This is a genomic window from Actinoplanes sp. NPDC051411 (assembly GCF_040682075.1).
Lineage (GTDB): Bacteria > Actinomycetota > Actinomycetes > Mycobacteriales > Micromonosporaceae > Actinoplanes.
The window spans coordinates 102,121-115,068 of record NZ_JBFBAD010000010.1; the positions used below are offsets into that span (position 1 = coordinate 102,121).

Here is a 12,948-nt window from a genome sequence, read left to right on the forward strand (position 1 = left end):
CCTCCCCATCCCGTGACGCTGACGCCGTCCGACCGTTGGTCACACGTATGCACCGGTTCGGTGCGAACGGCCGGCTATACGGGGGAGGTCCACGTTGCGGCGCGATCTGTCGGCGGATCAGGAGTCCGTCCTGACCGGGCCGACGGTGCAGCTGCCGCAACTGGTGGAGCTGCCGGAGCTTCGGCACAGTCCTAACCAGGGTCAGCCGCTGCGGCGTCCGAGACCGACGCGATCGGCCGGCAACACCAAGATCCCAATCCCGGTCCCGGGCCGGGACAACGCCCGGCCGCGCGCGGTTCAGGGCCGGCCCGACCCGGCGCGCAACGACGCCGCCGACCGCCACCGGTCGGCGAAGCGGAACCGGTCGGCCGCGACCCGCCCGGTCTCGCGGCCCTTCGTCCGGGTTCGCGGCCGGCACGCGGCGATGTCCCGCCGGCAGCGGTGGGAGCGGCGCTACGTGCGTTCGCTGGTGCTCTGCGACCTGCTGGCCGGAGTCACCGCCGGGGCGACGACGTTCGCGCTGCGCTTCGGCGACGAGGTGACCTCGTACACCCTGGCGTACATGGTGTTGACGGCCCTGCTGCCGGTGCTCCTTCCGGTGGTGCTCGCGGTCTCCCGGGCGTACGAGAGAAGGTTTTTGTTCGTCGGCACCGACGAATATCAGCGGGTCCTGCGGGGTGGGGTCGGCCTGATCGCGGGTACCGCCGTGATCTCCTACGCCCTCGACCTCGACCTGGCCCGCGGATATGTCCTCGCCGCCCTGCCGTCGGCCGTGGTGACCTCGGTCGTGCTGCGGTTCGCGCTGCGCAAGCGGCTGCACGTGGCCCGGTCGCGCGGGGAGAGCCTGCGCCGGGTGATCGTGGTCGGGCACGAGCTGTCGATCATCGGGATCACCCGCCAGCTGCGGCGCGAGCGCTACCACGGTCTCGAGGTGGTCGGTGCCTGTCTGCCGCCCGGGCACGACGGGGCCGGGATGTCCGGGCTTCCGATCTACGGCACCTTCGACGATGTGGCGCGGGCGGTCGAGCGGGCCGACGCCGACACCGTGGTCGTGCTCAGCTGTCCCGAGCTGGACGGGACCGCGCTGCGCCGGCTGGCCTGGCGCCTGGAGCGCGACGAGGTCGACCTGGTTGTGGCCAGCGCGCTGGTCGACGTGGCCGGGGCGCGCACCACGATCCGGCCGTTCGACGGGCTGCCGATGCTGCACGTCGAGCACCCGCGGCTGCACGGCGGCCTGCGCCTGGTGAAGGAGATGGTCGATCGGGTCGGCGCGTTCCTCCTGCTGGGGGCGTTCGGCCCGGTGCTGCTCGGGGTCGCACTGTGTGTGCGGCTCACCTCTCGGGGGCCGGTACTCTTTCGTCAGGTAAGAGTCGGCCGCGACGGACGCCTTTTCCGTATCTACAAGTTCCGGAGCATGTACGTCGACGCCGAGGCCCGGCTGGCCGAGCTACGGCACCTCAACGAACAGGATGGTGTGCTCTTCAAGATCCGTGACGATCCGCGGGTCACCGGAGTCGGACGCTGGTTGCGCCGGTTCTCCCTGGACGAGCTTCCGCAGCTGATCAACGTGCTGCTGGGGCAGATGTCGCTGGTCGGTCCGCGGCCCCCGTTGCCGTCGGAGGTGGCTGTCTACGCCGACGACGTGCGGCGCCGTCTTGCCGTCAAACCCGGCATGACGGGCCTGTGGCAGGTTTCCGGGCGATCGGACCTGCCGTGGGAGGAGGCAGTCAGGCTGGACCTGCGCTATGTGGAGAACTGGTCCCTCAGTTTGGACTTGGTGATCCTCTTGCGCACCATGACCGCGGTAATGCGGTCGTCAGGAGCGTATTGATGGATTGGGGAGTGGATCCCATGGGCGAGCAGACCGAGACGTCGCCGCGCATTCTGAGCCAGCGCGACGGCAACGCGGACGGTGGCGGCGCGCCGCCGGTCATCGACGCGGCCTTCGCTCGCTGGCTCGCCGACCGGGCCGGCCGGCTGCTGTTGCAGGTGCGGGATGACATGGGCTACACCGATGGGGCCGCCCTGAAGGCCGCCGGTGACAAGGCCGCCCACGACCTGCTGCGCACCGAATTGGCCCGATGGCGCCCGGCCGACGCGGTGCTCTCGGAGGAGGACGCGCAATCCCGGGAGGTCGGGGCCGGTGCCGACCGGCTCGGTGCCGGCCGGGTCTGGATCGTCGACCCGCTGGACGGCACCCGCGAGTTCTCCGAGGAGGGCCGCACCGACTGGGCGGTCCACGTGGCGCTCTGGACGGCCGACTGCAGCAGCCCGAGCTGTCTCGCCGCGGGCGCGGTCGCGATGCCGGCCCAGCACCGCACGATGGCCACCGACCACCCGCCGGCCTACCCGCCGCTGCCGCTCGAGTCGGCGACCGGGGGCCCGATCCGGATCGCCGCCAGCCGCACCCGGCCGCCCGCCTTCGTGACCGCGCTGGCCGAGGACACCGGCGCCACGTTGGTGCCGATGGGCTCGGCCGGAGTCAAGATCGCCGCGGTGATCAACGGGGAGGCCGACGCGTACGTACACGCCGGCGGTCAGTACGAGTGGGACTCGGCCGCTCCGGTCGCTGTGGCGCTGGCCACCGGGCTGCACGCTAGCCGAATCGACGGTTCTGCGCTGAAATACAACGAGGCGGATCCGAAATTGCCGGACCTGGTGGTGTGCCGCAAGGATCTCGCTCCTCGGTTGCTTGCAGCGTTGCAGCGTCACCTTCCGTCAGAATGACCTTCCCCGCCGGCAACTGGAGTTCCGCCGTATGAGCCAAGCGAAGCCCTACCGAGTCTCCCACCTCGATGCCCTGGAGGCGGAGAGCATCTTCGTGATGCGCGAGGTGATGGCCGAGTTCGAGCGCCCGGTACTGCTCTTCTCGGGCGGCAAGGACTCGATCGTGATGCTGCGCCTGGCCGAGAAGGCCTTCGCCCCGGCCAAGGTCCCGTTCCCGGTCATGCACGTCGACACCGGCCACAACTTCCCCGAGGTGCTCGAGTTCCGCGACACCCGGGTGGCCGCGCTCGGCCTCAACCTGGTGGTGGCCAGCGTGCAGGAGGCGATCGACACCGGCCTGGTCCGCGAGCTGCCGGACGGCACCCGCAACCGCATCCAGACCCCGGTGCTGCTGGCCGCGGTCGAGAAGTACCGCTTCGACGCGCTGTTCGGCGGTGCCCGGCGCGACGAGGAGAAGGCGCGGGCCAAGGAGCGGGTGTTCAGCTTCCGCGACGAGTTCGGCCAGTGGGACCCGAAGAACCAGCGCCCCGAGCTGTGGTCGCTGTACAACGGGCGGCACCACCCCGGCGAGTCGATCCGGGTGTTCCCGCTGTCCAACTGGACCGAGCTCGACATCTGGCACTACATCGCCCGTGAGCGGGTGCCCCTGCCGTCGATCTACTACGCCCACGACCGTGAGGTCGTCGAGCGCGACGGCATGTTCTACGCGGTCAACGAGTTCATCCGGCTGCGCGACGGCGAGACCTCCGCGGTGCGAAGGGTGCGTTACCGCACGGTCGGCGACGCGTCACAGACCGCGGCCGTGCTGTCCGAGGCCGACACCGTGGACAAGGTCATCGACGAGGTGGCGGCGACCCGGATCACCGAGCGGGGAGCGACCCGCGGCGACGACCGGGTCAGCGAGGCCGCGATGGAAGACCGCAAGCGAGAGGGTTACTTCTGATGAGTCAGGCCGTCCTGGAGACCGAGGCGGCTGCCGCGCGCCCGATGGATCTGTTGCGTTTCGCGACCGCGGGCAGCGTGGACGACGGGAAGTCGACCCTGATCGGCCGCCTGCTGTACGACACCAAGTCGCTCTTCACCGACCAGCTCGAGGCGGTCGAGGCGGTGTCGGCCGCGCGCGGCGACGAATACACCAACCTGGCGCTGCTCACCGACGGCCTGCGGGCCGAGCGGGAGCAGGGCATCACGATCGACGTGGCGTACCGCTACTTCGCGACGCCCCGGCGCAAGTTCATCATCGCCGACACCCCCGGCCACATCCAGTACACGCGGAACATGGTCACCGGCGCGTCCACCGCCGACCTGGCCCTGATCCTGGTCGACGCCCGTAAGGGCCTGGTCGAGCAGTCCCGCCGGCACGCGTTCCTGACCACGCTGCTGCGCGTGCCGCACCTGGTGCTCTGCGTCAACAAGATGGACCTGGTCGACTGGGACAAGGCGGTCTACGACAAGATCGCCGACGAGTTCACGTCGTTCGCGGCCAAGCTCGACGCGCCCGACCTGACGATCATCCCGATCTCGGCGCTCAACGGCGACAACATCGCTTCCCGGTCCGAGAAGTCACCCTGGTACGAGGGGCCGTCGCTGCTGCACCACCTCGAGCACGTGCACATCGCCTCCGACCGCAACCTGGTCGACGTGCGCTTCCCGGTGCAATATGTGATCCGCCCGCAGTCGACCACGGTGACCGACTACCGCGGTTACGCCGGTCAGGTCGCCAGCGGCGTGCTCAAGCCGGGCGACGAGGTCATGGTGCTGCCGTCCGGGCTGACCAGCACGATCGCGTCGATCGACACCGCCGACGGGCCGGTCGACGAGGCGTTCCCGCCGATGTCGGTGACCGTGCGGCTCTCCGACGAGATCGACATCTCGCGGGGCGACATGATCTGCCGGCCGCACAACGCGCCCGAGGTCGCCCAGGACATCGAGGCGATGATCTGCTGGATGGACGAGAGCGCGCCGCTGCGGGTCGGCGGAAAATATTCGATCAAGCACACCACCCGGACCGCCCGTACGGTGGTCCGCGGCCTGCAGTACCGGCTCGACGTCAACACGCTGCACCGCGACGACACCGCCGAGCAGTTGGCGCTCAACGAGATCGGCCGGGTGCGGCTGCGCACCACGGTCCCGTTGCTCGCCGACGAATACCGCCGCAACCGCACGACCGGGGGCTTCATCCTGATCGACGAGTCGACCAACCGGACCGTCGCGGCTGGCATGATCATCGAAGCCCAGTAGCCGACGTTCAGCCAGTAGCCGACGTTCACCGGTGGGGTGCCGCGGCGTTCGCATGACGCCGCCGCGGCACCGGGGCCGGCCGCAGCGTCGCCCACACCACCTTGCCGATCGGCGTCGGCAGCGAACCCCACGCGGTGGCCGTCGCGGCCACCATCTGCAGTCCCCGGCCCCGCTCGTCGAGCGGGTCGCCCGGGCGCGGGCGCGGCTGCTGGATGATCCGCGGATGCCGGTCGAAACGGTCGGCCACCGCCACCTGCAGCCCCGAACCACGCCGGGTCACCACCACGGTCAGCTCGGTGCCGGCATGCTCGACCGCGTTGGTGACCAGCTCGGACATCACCGCGCGGGCCGGATGCAACAGCTCGGCCAGCCCCCACCGCCGGCACGCGTCGCCGACCAGGTTGCGCGCGGTGCTCGGCGCCTCCGGCACCGGCGCCACGGTCACGCTCATCCGGCCGCCGTCCGGCAGTCGCCCGGCGATCGCCACCCGGGTCTGCCGGACCCGGGCATAGAGCGGCAGGTGCTTCCGCGAGCAGAGCCTCAACAGCCGGCCGGCGAGCGGCAGGCCGGGCGGAACACACAACGCGAGCTGCAGCGGCGGCTCGAGCTGGGCGGCGGCGCCTTGCGCCCCGATCCAGGTCGCGGCACTTTCCGTACGCGGATCAGCCAGCGAGGACAGGTCGACGATGAGTGCCTCCGGATGGTCGCCGAGGCACTTGGCCAGCGCCCGCGAGACTTCCCGGGCGAGCGCCGCGCCCCACGCGCCGAGTACGGTCATCAGCATCACGGCGGCATCCACGTCGCTCTCGACGTGGACCGCGGGCTCCTGCACCGGAAGGCAGGCAGCGCTGGTGGGCATGCGGTCACCGTAGCGGGGCGCGGGGCCGGATTGGCCGCCCCTTAGCTCCCCCGGGTGATCGGCCGTAAGTACTGCAACGTTGTAGAGTGCGAAGCCGTGCCGCCGGGGCTGAGGGACGTCGCCGCGCGCGCCGGCGTTTCGATCAAGACGGTCTCCAACGTGGTGAACGGATATGTCCACGTGGCACCGGACACCCGGGCCCGCGTGCAGGCGGCGATCGACGCCCTGGGCTATGTGCCCAATCTGGCCGCCCGCCAGCTGCGCGGGGGTCGTTCCGGGGTGATCGCCCTGGCCGTGCCCGAGCTTCCGGCACCCTACTTCGCCGAGCTGGCCGGCCTGATCGTGCAGGCGGCCGAGCGCCGCCGCTGGACCGTGCTGATCGACCAGACCGACGGGCGGGCCGACCGGGAGCGTGACCTGCTGGCCGGGCTGCGCCGGCACGCCATCGACGGGCTGATCTTCAGTCCGTCGGCCCTGAGCGGGGAGGAAGTGGTCGCGTCCGGTGGGCCGCCGGCGGTGCTGCTGGGCGCCCGGGCCGGGCCGGGCGCGGCCGACCATGTCGCGGTCGACGACCGTGCGGCCGGTGCGGATGCCACCCGGCACCTGTGCGAACTGGGGCGGAAGCGGATCGCGGTGATCGGCGTGCCCGACGACTCGCCGCGTGCGACGGCCGCCCGCCGCCGGCTGGCCGGCTATCGGGGCGCGCTCGCCGAGACCGGGCTGGCCGGCGACCCGGCGCTGGAGGTCGGGGTGGTCCGCTTCGGCCGGGCCGAGGGCGCGGCCGCGATGGTCCGCCTGCTCGACCAGCCCCGGCCGCCGGACGCCGTTTTCTGCGTCAACGACCTGCTCGCCCTCGGTGCGCTGCGCACGCTGCACCAGCGCGGGATCGGCGTGCCGCGCGACGTGGCCCTGATCGGCTTCGACGACATCGAGGACGGCCGGTTCAGCACGCCGACGCTGAGCACGGTCGCCCCGGACACCCCGCGGATCGCTCAGCTCGCGGTGGACCTGCTGGCCGAGCGGCTCGGTGAGGGCCGGGTCGCCGCCGGCCCGCCCCGCGAACTGCACGTCGAGCACCGCCTGCTGCTCCGCGAGAGCACCGTCGGCTGATCTTTTTGAGCTTTGAACCCGGGTGACGCGAAGAGCGATGCCCGGGACGCTTACGTGTTCGCCGGCCCAGCCCGCCTTAGCTCCGCCCGGATTCGGCCTCGTCGTCGTCGTGCTCGCCGGCCCGATCGATCGCCCCCATCAGGGCGCCCGTGATGTCGCCCGCCGGCACGGCGATCGACTCGCCGTAGTCCTCGGCGGCGCCCGGCTCCGGGGTCGGTGTCGTGCCGGCGCCCGCGAAACCGGCGTCGTTGGGCTCGTCGTGCTCGTGCTCGGTGGCTTCCTGCTGCGGTTCGCTGGTCATGCCCACCCGGATACCCCCGGGTGAGCGTGCCTAAAGCTTCGTCGCGCCCGCGCTGGCGACCGCGACCCACGCCGTGGCCGGGGTGAACCCGCGCTCGGCGTACGCCGCGTCGACGGACTTCGTCACCTCGGAGGCCCGGTCGGTGTCGATCAGGGCCACCACGCAACCGCCGAAGCCGCCGCCGGTCATGCGGGCGCCGTACGCCCCCGCGTCGAGAGCCGCCTGGACCGCCACGTCGACCTGGTCGACCGTGATCTCGAAGTCGTCGCGCATCGACGCGTGGGAGGCGGTCAGCAGCGGGCCGATCTCGCGGATCCGCCCCGACTTGAGCAGCTCGACGGTGTCGAGCACGCGCTGGTCCTCGGTGACCACGTGCCGCACCCGGCGCCGCATGACCGGGTCGTCGAGCCGGGCCAGCGCGGCATCGAGCCCGTCGGCCGGGACGTCGCGCAGCGCGGGCACGCCGAGGATGCGGGCCGCCTCCTCGCACGACTTGCGACGGGCGCCGTACTCACCGTCGCTGTGGTGGTGCGGCGCGTTGCTGTTGATGATGAGGATGGTCAGGCCGGCCGCCGACAGGTCGAACGGGATCTGCTCGACCGCGTAGGTGCGGCAGTCCAGGAACAGGGCGTGGTCGGCGGTGCAGCGCAGCGACGCCGACTGGTCCATGATCCCGGTCGGGGCGCCCACGTACACGTTTTCGGAGCGCTGGACCAGCTTCGGCCGCTCCTCGATGGCGATCTCCAGGCCGCCGAGGTCGGCCAGGGCGGTGAGCACCGCGCACTCCAGCGCGTGCGAGGAGGACAGGCCAGAGCCGAGCGGCACGTCGGAGGCGATCGCGATGCGGGCCGGCGGCACGGTGTATCCGGCGTCGCGCAGCGCCCACACCACGCCGGCCACGTAGCCGCCCCAGCCGTCGACCGCACCCGGGGCGCCGGCCTCGGCGACACCGAACGACACCGGGTCCTGGGCGAGGCTCGAGCAGGCCGACCAACCTTCGCCGCCGGGGGCGGCGGCCGCGATCGTACGCATCGGGAGCGCGAACGGGAGCACGAAGCCCTCGTTGTAGTCGGTGTGCTCGCCGATCAGGTTGACGCGTCCGGGGGCGGCCCACAGACCGGTCGGTTCGGAACCGTATTCCTTGCGGAACGCGGCTGCCGCGTCGTCAGCGACGGTCATCTCGCAGTGCTCCTGTCAGGCCACGTGGGCGCGGTAGAAGGTCCAGGCGTCGCCGATCATCGCCGGCAACGTGTTCTTCTGCGGCACCCAGCCGAGCTCGTCGCGGGCCTTGGCCGACGAGGCGACCAGGGTGGCCGGATCGCCGTCGCGGCGCGGGGCCATCTCGACCGGCAGTTCGGCGCCGGTGACCTCGCGGGCCGCCTCGACGACCTGCTTGTTGGAGAAGCCGTTGCCGTTGCCCAGGTTGTAGATCTTGTGCTCGCCGGCGGTGGCCGCGTCGAGGGCCAGCAGGTGGGCTCGCGCGAGGTCCTCGACGTGGATGTAGTCGCGCACGTTGGTGCCGTCGGCGGTCGGGTAGTCGTCGCCGAACAGCTGCAGCTTGTCGCGCTTGCCGGCCGCCACCTGCAGGGCGATCGGGATCAGGTGGGTCTCGGGATCGTGCCGCTCGCCGATCTCGTGACCGTCGCGGATGTACGCCCCGGCGACGTTGAAGTAGCGCAGCGACACCGCGGCCAGCCGGTGGGCGAACGCCTCCGAGGTCAGCGCGTGGTCGAAGGTCAGCTTGGTCGCGCCGTAGGTGTTGGTCGGCGCCTTGACCGCCGTCTCGGGGATCGGCAGCTCGAGGGGATTGCCGTAGACCGCGGCGGTGGACGAGAAGATGAAGCGGGGCACCCGGGCCGCGCGGACGGCGTCGAGCAGCGCGAGGGACTTCACGACGTTGTCGTGCCAGTAGAGCTCGGGCCTGACCATCGACTCGCCGGCCGCGATCAGGCCCGCGAAGTGCAGCACCGCGTCGAACCCGGCGTCCGGGGTGAGCACGTCGGCGGCGTCCTCGATGTCCTTCTCGACGAAGGTCGCGTCGGGCGCGACCGCCTCGCGGAACCCGGTGACCAGGTTGTCGAGCACGACCACCTCGTGGCCGGCGTCGAGCAGCAGCCGGCTGGTGACGCTGCCGACGTAGCCGGCGCCCCCGGTGACGAGCAGTTTCACGCGATTTCCCTTTCGACGGCGGCTGAGGACAAGAATCCCCCATAAACGCTCACGAGTCAACAACTTCAAACATCAGACAATCGGGCCCGGGGGGTTCGCGGCCCGCCTGTAGAGACTGACACAATGGCGTTCATGTCCGACGCCGCCCGCCGCCCGCGAGTGCTCTCCGGCATCCAGCCGACCGCCGACTCGTTCCACCTCGGCAACTACCTGGGCGCGGTGCGCAACTGGGTGGCGATGCAGGATTCGCACGACGCGTTCTACTGCGTGGTCGACCTGCACGCGATCACGATGGGGCATGACCCGGCGACTCTGCGCAGCCGCACCCGGGTCTCGGTCGCCCAGCTGCTCGCGGTCGGGCTCGACCCGGAGCGCTGCACGCTGTTCGTGCAGTCCCACGTGCCCGAGCACGCGCAGCTGGCCTGGGTGCTCAGTTGCATCACCGGGTTCGGCGAGGCCGGCCGCATGGTCCAGTTCAAGGACAAGTCGGCCAAGGCCGCCGAGACGACGACGGTGGGGCTGTTCACCTACCCGGTCCTGCAGGCCGCCGACATCCTGCTCTACCAGGCCGACCAGGTGCCGGTCGGGGAAGACCAGCGGCAGCACCTTGAGCTGACCCGCGACCTCGCGCAGCGCTTCAACACGCGGTTCGGGCCGACGTTCACGGTCCCCTCGGCGTACATCGTCCGCGACACCGCCAAGATCACTGACCTGCAGGACCCGACGTCGAAGATGTCGAAGTCGGCCTCCTCGCCCAACGGCATCATCGAGCTGCTGGAAGACCCGGCCCGCTCGGCCAAGAAGATCAAGTCGGCGGTCACCGACACCGGCCGCGAGATCCTCTACGACGAGGAGAACAAGCCCGGCGTCAGCAACCTCCTGACGATGTATGCGGCTCTCACCAACCGCGCCATCGACGAGCTGCTCGAGCAATACGAGGGCAAGGGCTACGGCGACCTCAAGAAGGACCTGGCCGAGGTGGTGGTCGAGTTCGTCAAGCCGATCCAGGAGCGCACCAAGGCCTTCCTCGACGACCCCGGCCACCTCGACAAGGTGCTGGCCATCGGGGCCGAGAAGGCCCGCGCCGTCTCGGCGGTCACGCTCGCCACGGCGTACCAGAAGGTGGGTTTTCTCAGCCCGGCGCGCGGGGCCTGAACCCCGGTGGATGACCCGGTGGATGACCCGGTGGATGACCCGGTGACCGAGGCGGGCCCGGCGACGAGGATCGGCGTCGCGATCGACATCCCCGACCCGTGGGGTCCGATGCTGACCCGGCGCCGGGGCGCCGCCGGTGACCCGCAGGCCGCCTATACGCCGGCCCACGTCACGCTGCTCGGCCCGACCGAGGTGGCGACGGCCGACCTGCCGGCGATCGAGCGGCACCTGGAGAAGGTCGCCGCCGATCAGGAGCCGTTCACCGTCCAGCTGCGCGGCACCGGCACGTTCCGGCCGGTCACCGAGGTGGTCTTCGTGACCCTGGTGGTCGGCATCAGCGAGTGCGAGCTGCTGGCCGAGGCGATCACGTCGGCCGACGAGGTCAGCCGGGAGGCCCGGTTCCCCTACCACCCGCACGTCACGGTCGCCCAGGACGTGCCGGCCGAGGCGCTCGACGAGGTGTTCGAGGACCTGGCCGGGTTCTCGTGCAAGTTCCCGGTCACCGCGTTCACGCTGTTCTCGCACGGCGGCGAGGGGCCCTGGCGGCCCCGCCGCGACTTTCCCCTGGGCCGCCTCGCGCTGGGCGACCTCGCACCCGGCGCCTGACGTACGGTCGCCCGGTGAATCCGATTGATCGGGCCTACAACGCCGCCGAGTCGCGGATCATGCGGGTGCGCCTGCGCTCCCGCTACTTCGACCACTTCTGCCGGGCCCTGCTGCGCTTCTGGGAGGTGCAGGGTGGACGGCTGGCCGCCGCGATCGCCTACTACGGATTCTTCGCGATCTTCGCGTTGCTGCTGATCGGCTACTCGGTCTTCGGCATCCTGCTGACCAACAACACCCAGCTGTTCGACATCGTGCGTGACTTCCTCCGGCAAAACCTGCCGTTCCTCGACGTGCAGGCCATCCTCGACAGCGGCCGGACGGTCGGCATCGTCGGCATCGTCGGCCTGACCTTCACCGGCATCGGCTGGGTCGAGGCGATCCGCTCCTCGCAGCGGCTGATCTGGAAGGTCCCCGAGCAGCCCGGTTACATCGGGGTGCGGCAGGCGCTCGACCTGCTCGTGCTGATCGGCATCCTGCTGCTGCTCGCCGCCTCCCAGCTCGCGGTCTATGGCCTCGAGCGGCTGCTGCACTGGCTGGCCGGCGGTTTGCTGCTCTCGGCGATCAGCCTGCTGCTCACGGTCGCGGTCAACATGCTGCTGGCGGCGGCGTTGCTCGGGGCGGTGCCGCGATTGCGGATGACCGTACGCCGCATGGCACCCCCGGTCCTGCAGGTCGGCATCGGGCTGACCCTGCTCAACACGGTCGGCAAGTCGTTCGTCGGCCTGGTCGAACGTAACCCGGCGTACGGGCTGGTCGGTTCGGCGGTCGGCGTGCTGGTCTATCTGTACGTCTTCAACCAGCTGCTGCTCTTCGGCGCGTCCTGGGCGGCGACCAGTCCCCACGGCCGCGTCGTTGATCTCTCAGCTGACGATAAAAATGCCCCAGTGGGGCAAAATACCTGGATTCGGTACAGCCGCCCGGAATGATGTGGCCGTGGGCTCACTCGTGACACTGGACCTGCCCCCGGACTCCCCGGTGGCCGACCTCCCGTGGGTCATCACGATCGGGTCGCTCGGCGACGAGGAGGACTGGGAACCGGTCGTCTGCGGGCCCTACGAGCGGGCCCACGCGCTGGCCCTGGCCCAGGCCGTGGTGGCCGACGAAGACCTGCTCGCGGTCGTCGAGCCGCTGCTGCCCCGCCCGGACGCCGACGCGATCCGCGACGAGATCGAACTCGCGCGCGCGGCGGCCGAGGCGCCGGCCGACCCGGACGACCCGGGGTTCGACGAGGAGGCGTACGAGACGCGGCGGGTGCGGCCCGGCCGTGCGCCGACCGAGGCCGAGGTGCGCGAGGGCTGGGCCCGGATCGCGGCGCGGTTGTCCGGCTGAGCGGGCGGCGGGCGGGACGAATGTCGCGGGTGGAAGCAGCGCGGACCCCGGCCCGGAGGTCCGGGACGAGGCCGGGTGGGCGCTGCGGTGTTCACCGCGTACCGAAAGCAGGCGTGACCGGACCGCCGGGCCGGACCCACCGGTTGAGATAGTGGGGTCATGGTGATCTCGCGGAAGTGGGCCCTCTTCCTGGTCGGCGTCGGGGTGTGGACGTGGCTGATCTGGCCGCGCTTCGCGCTCGCGATCTGGGACGACGACCGCGCGTTCCGGAACGGGACGCCGACCGCCTTCCTCTGGGTGCACGCGGTTCTGATCGTCGCCTCGCTGACGATCGGCACCGTGGTCGGCGGGTTGGGCATCCGCGCCTGGCGGGCGGGGGGAAAGACCATCGGCCGACCGGCCAAAGCTGAAGAATTCGCGGCTTCCGGGGCGGGTCGGCCGCAAGATTGAC

General features: G+C 71.0%; 14 protein-coding genes. 10 read left to right on the forward strand and 4 right to left on the reverse strand.

Annotation, left to right across the window (positions count from 1 at the left end):
* The first annotated feature begins 94 nt into the window (after positions 1 to 94).
* From AB0M88_RS08280 to cysN, 4 genes are read left to right on the forward strand one after another with little or no spacing between them, the layout of a single operon-like run.
* The gene (locus AB0M88_RS08280) at positions 95 to 1,831 is read left to right on the forward strand and encodes a sugar transferase (RefSeq protein WP_364097320.1); all 1,737 of its coding nucleotides are present in this window, start codon (positions 95 to 97) and stop codon (positions 1,829 to 1,831) included.
* A gap of 20 nt (positions 1,832 to 1,851) precedes the next feature.
* Positions 1,852 to 2,727: a 3'(2'),5'-bisphosphate nucleotidase CysQ gene (locus tag AB0M88_RS08285; protein WP_364097436.1), complete on the forward strand. Its 876-nt coding sequence runs from the start codon at positions 1,852 to 1,854 to the stop codon at positions 2,725 to 2,727.
* A 31-nt stretch (positions 2,728 to 2,758) separates the two neighbouring features.
* Entirely contained in the window at positions 2,759 to 3,670 is a 912-nt protein-coding gene (gene cysD, locus AB0M88_RS08290; RefSeq protein ID WP_364097323.1) for a sulfate adenylyltransferase subunit CysD, read from the forward strand.
* Positions 3,670 to 4,968, forward strand: a complete 1,299-nt coding sequence (gene cysN, locus AB0M88_RS08295) for a sulfate adenylyltransferase subunit CysN (protein WP_364097326.1) — start codon at positions 3,670 to 3,672, stop codon at positions 4,966 to 4,968. The genes cysD and cysN overlap by 1 nt, the downstream gene beginning before the upstream one ends.
* Positions 4,969 to 4,993: 25 nt before the next feature.
* Here cysN and AB0M88_RS08300 read toward each other — a convergent pair whose 3' ends face one another.
* Complete coding sequence (locus AB0M88_RS08300) at positions 4,994 to 5,827, reverse strand: ATP-binding protein (protein ID WP_364097328.1); 834 nt, start codon at positions 5,825 to 5,827, stop codon at positions 4,994 to 4,996.
* A gap of 96 nt (positions 5,828 to 5,923) precedes the next feature.
* Between AB0M88_RS08300 and AB0M88_RS08305 the strand changes: the two genes are divergently transcribed.
* Positions 5,924 to 6,937, forward strand: coding sequence for a LacI family DNA-binding transcriptional regulator (locus AB0M88_RS08305; RefSeq protein WP_364097331.1), 1,014 nt, complete (start codon positions 5,924 to 5,926; stop codon positions 6,935 to 6,937).
* Positions 6,938 to 7,013: 76 nt separating this feature from the next.
* On the opposite strand, the gene AB0M88_RS08310 is transcribed toward AB0M88_RS08305, so the two are convergent.
* The 3 genes from AB0M88_RS08310 to galE are packed head-to-tail and all read right to left on the reverse strand — an operon-like array spanning position 7,014 to position 9,407.
* Positions 7,014 to 7,238 (reverse strand): hypothetical protein, encoded by a 225-nt coding sequence (locus tag AB0M88_RS08310; RefSeq protein WP_364097335.1) that lies wholly within the window; start codon positions 7,236 to 7,238, stop codon positions 7,014 to 7,016.
* A 30-nt stretch (positions 7,239 to 7,268) separates the two neighbouring features.
* Positions 7,269 to 8,417 carry a galactokinase gene (gene galK, locus AB0M88_RS08315; RefSeq protein ID WP_364097338.1) on the reverse strand — a complete coding sequence of 383 codons (1,149 nt, stop codon included), beginning with the start codon at positions 8,415 to 8,417 and terminating at the stop codon, positions 7,269 to 7,271.
* A 15-nt stretch (positions 8,418 to 8,432) separates the two neighbouring features.
* Positions 8,433 to 9,407, reverse strand: coding sequence for a UDP-glucose 4-epimerase GalE (gene galE / locus AB0M88_RS08320; RefSeq protein WP_364097340.1), 975 nt, complete (start codon positions 9,405 to 9,407; stop codon positions 8,433 to 8,435).
* Between the two features lie 132 nt (positions 9,408 to 9,539).
* Between galE and trpS the strand changes: the two genes are divergently transcribed.
* From trpS to AB0M88_RS08345, 5 genes are all read left to right on the forward strand, one after another.
* A complete protein-coding gene (gene trpS / locus AB0M88_RS08325; protein ID WP_364097343.1) occupies positions 9,540 to 10,562 on the forward strand; it encodes a tryptophan--tRNA ligase in 1,023 nt (340 codons plus the stop codon).
* 18 nt (positions 10,563 to 10,580) lie between these two features.
* Positions 10,581 to 11,168 carry a 2'-5' RNA ligase family protein gene (locus tag AB0M88_RS08330; RefSeq protein ID WP_364097346.1) on the forward strand — a complete coding sequence of 196 codons (588 nt, stop codon included), beginning with the start codon at positions 10,581 to 10,583 and terminating at the stop codon, positions 11,166 to 11,168.
* Positions 11,169 to 11,182: 14 nt separating this feature from the next.
* Positions 11,183 to 12,094 (forward strand): YhjD/YihY/BrkB family envelope integrity protein, encoded by a 912-nt coding sequence (locus tag AB0M88_RS08335; RefSeq protein ID WP_364097349.1) that lies wholly within the window; start codon positions 11,183 to 11,185, stop codon positions 12,092 to 12,094.
* A 7-nt stretch (positions 12,095 to 12,101) separates the two neighbouring features.
* Complete coding sequence (locus AB0M88_RS08340; RefSeq protein WP_364097352.1) at positions 12,102 to 12,497, forward strand: hypothetical protein; 396 nt, start codon at positions 12,102 to 12,104, stop codon at positions 12,495 to 12,497.
* 159 nt (positions 12,498 to 12,656) lie between these two features.
* Positions 12,657 to 12,947 (forward strand): hypothetical protein, encoded by a 291-nt coding sequence (locus AB0M88_RS08345; RefSeq protein ID WP_364097355.1) that lies wholly within the window; start codon positions 12,657 to 12,659, stop codon positions 12,945 to 12,947.
* Position 12,948 lies beyond the last annotated feature (1 nt).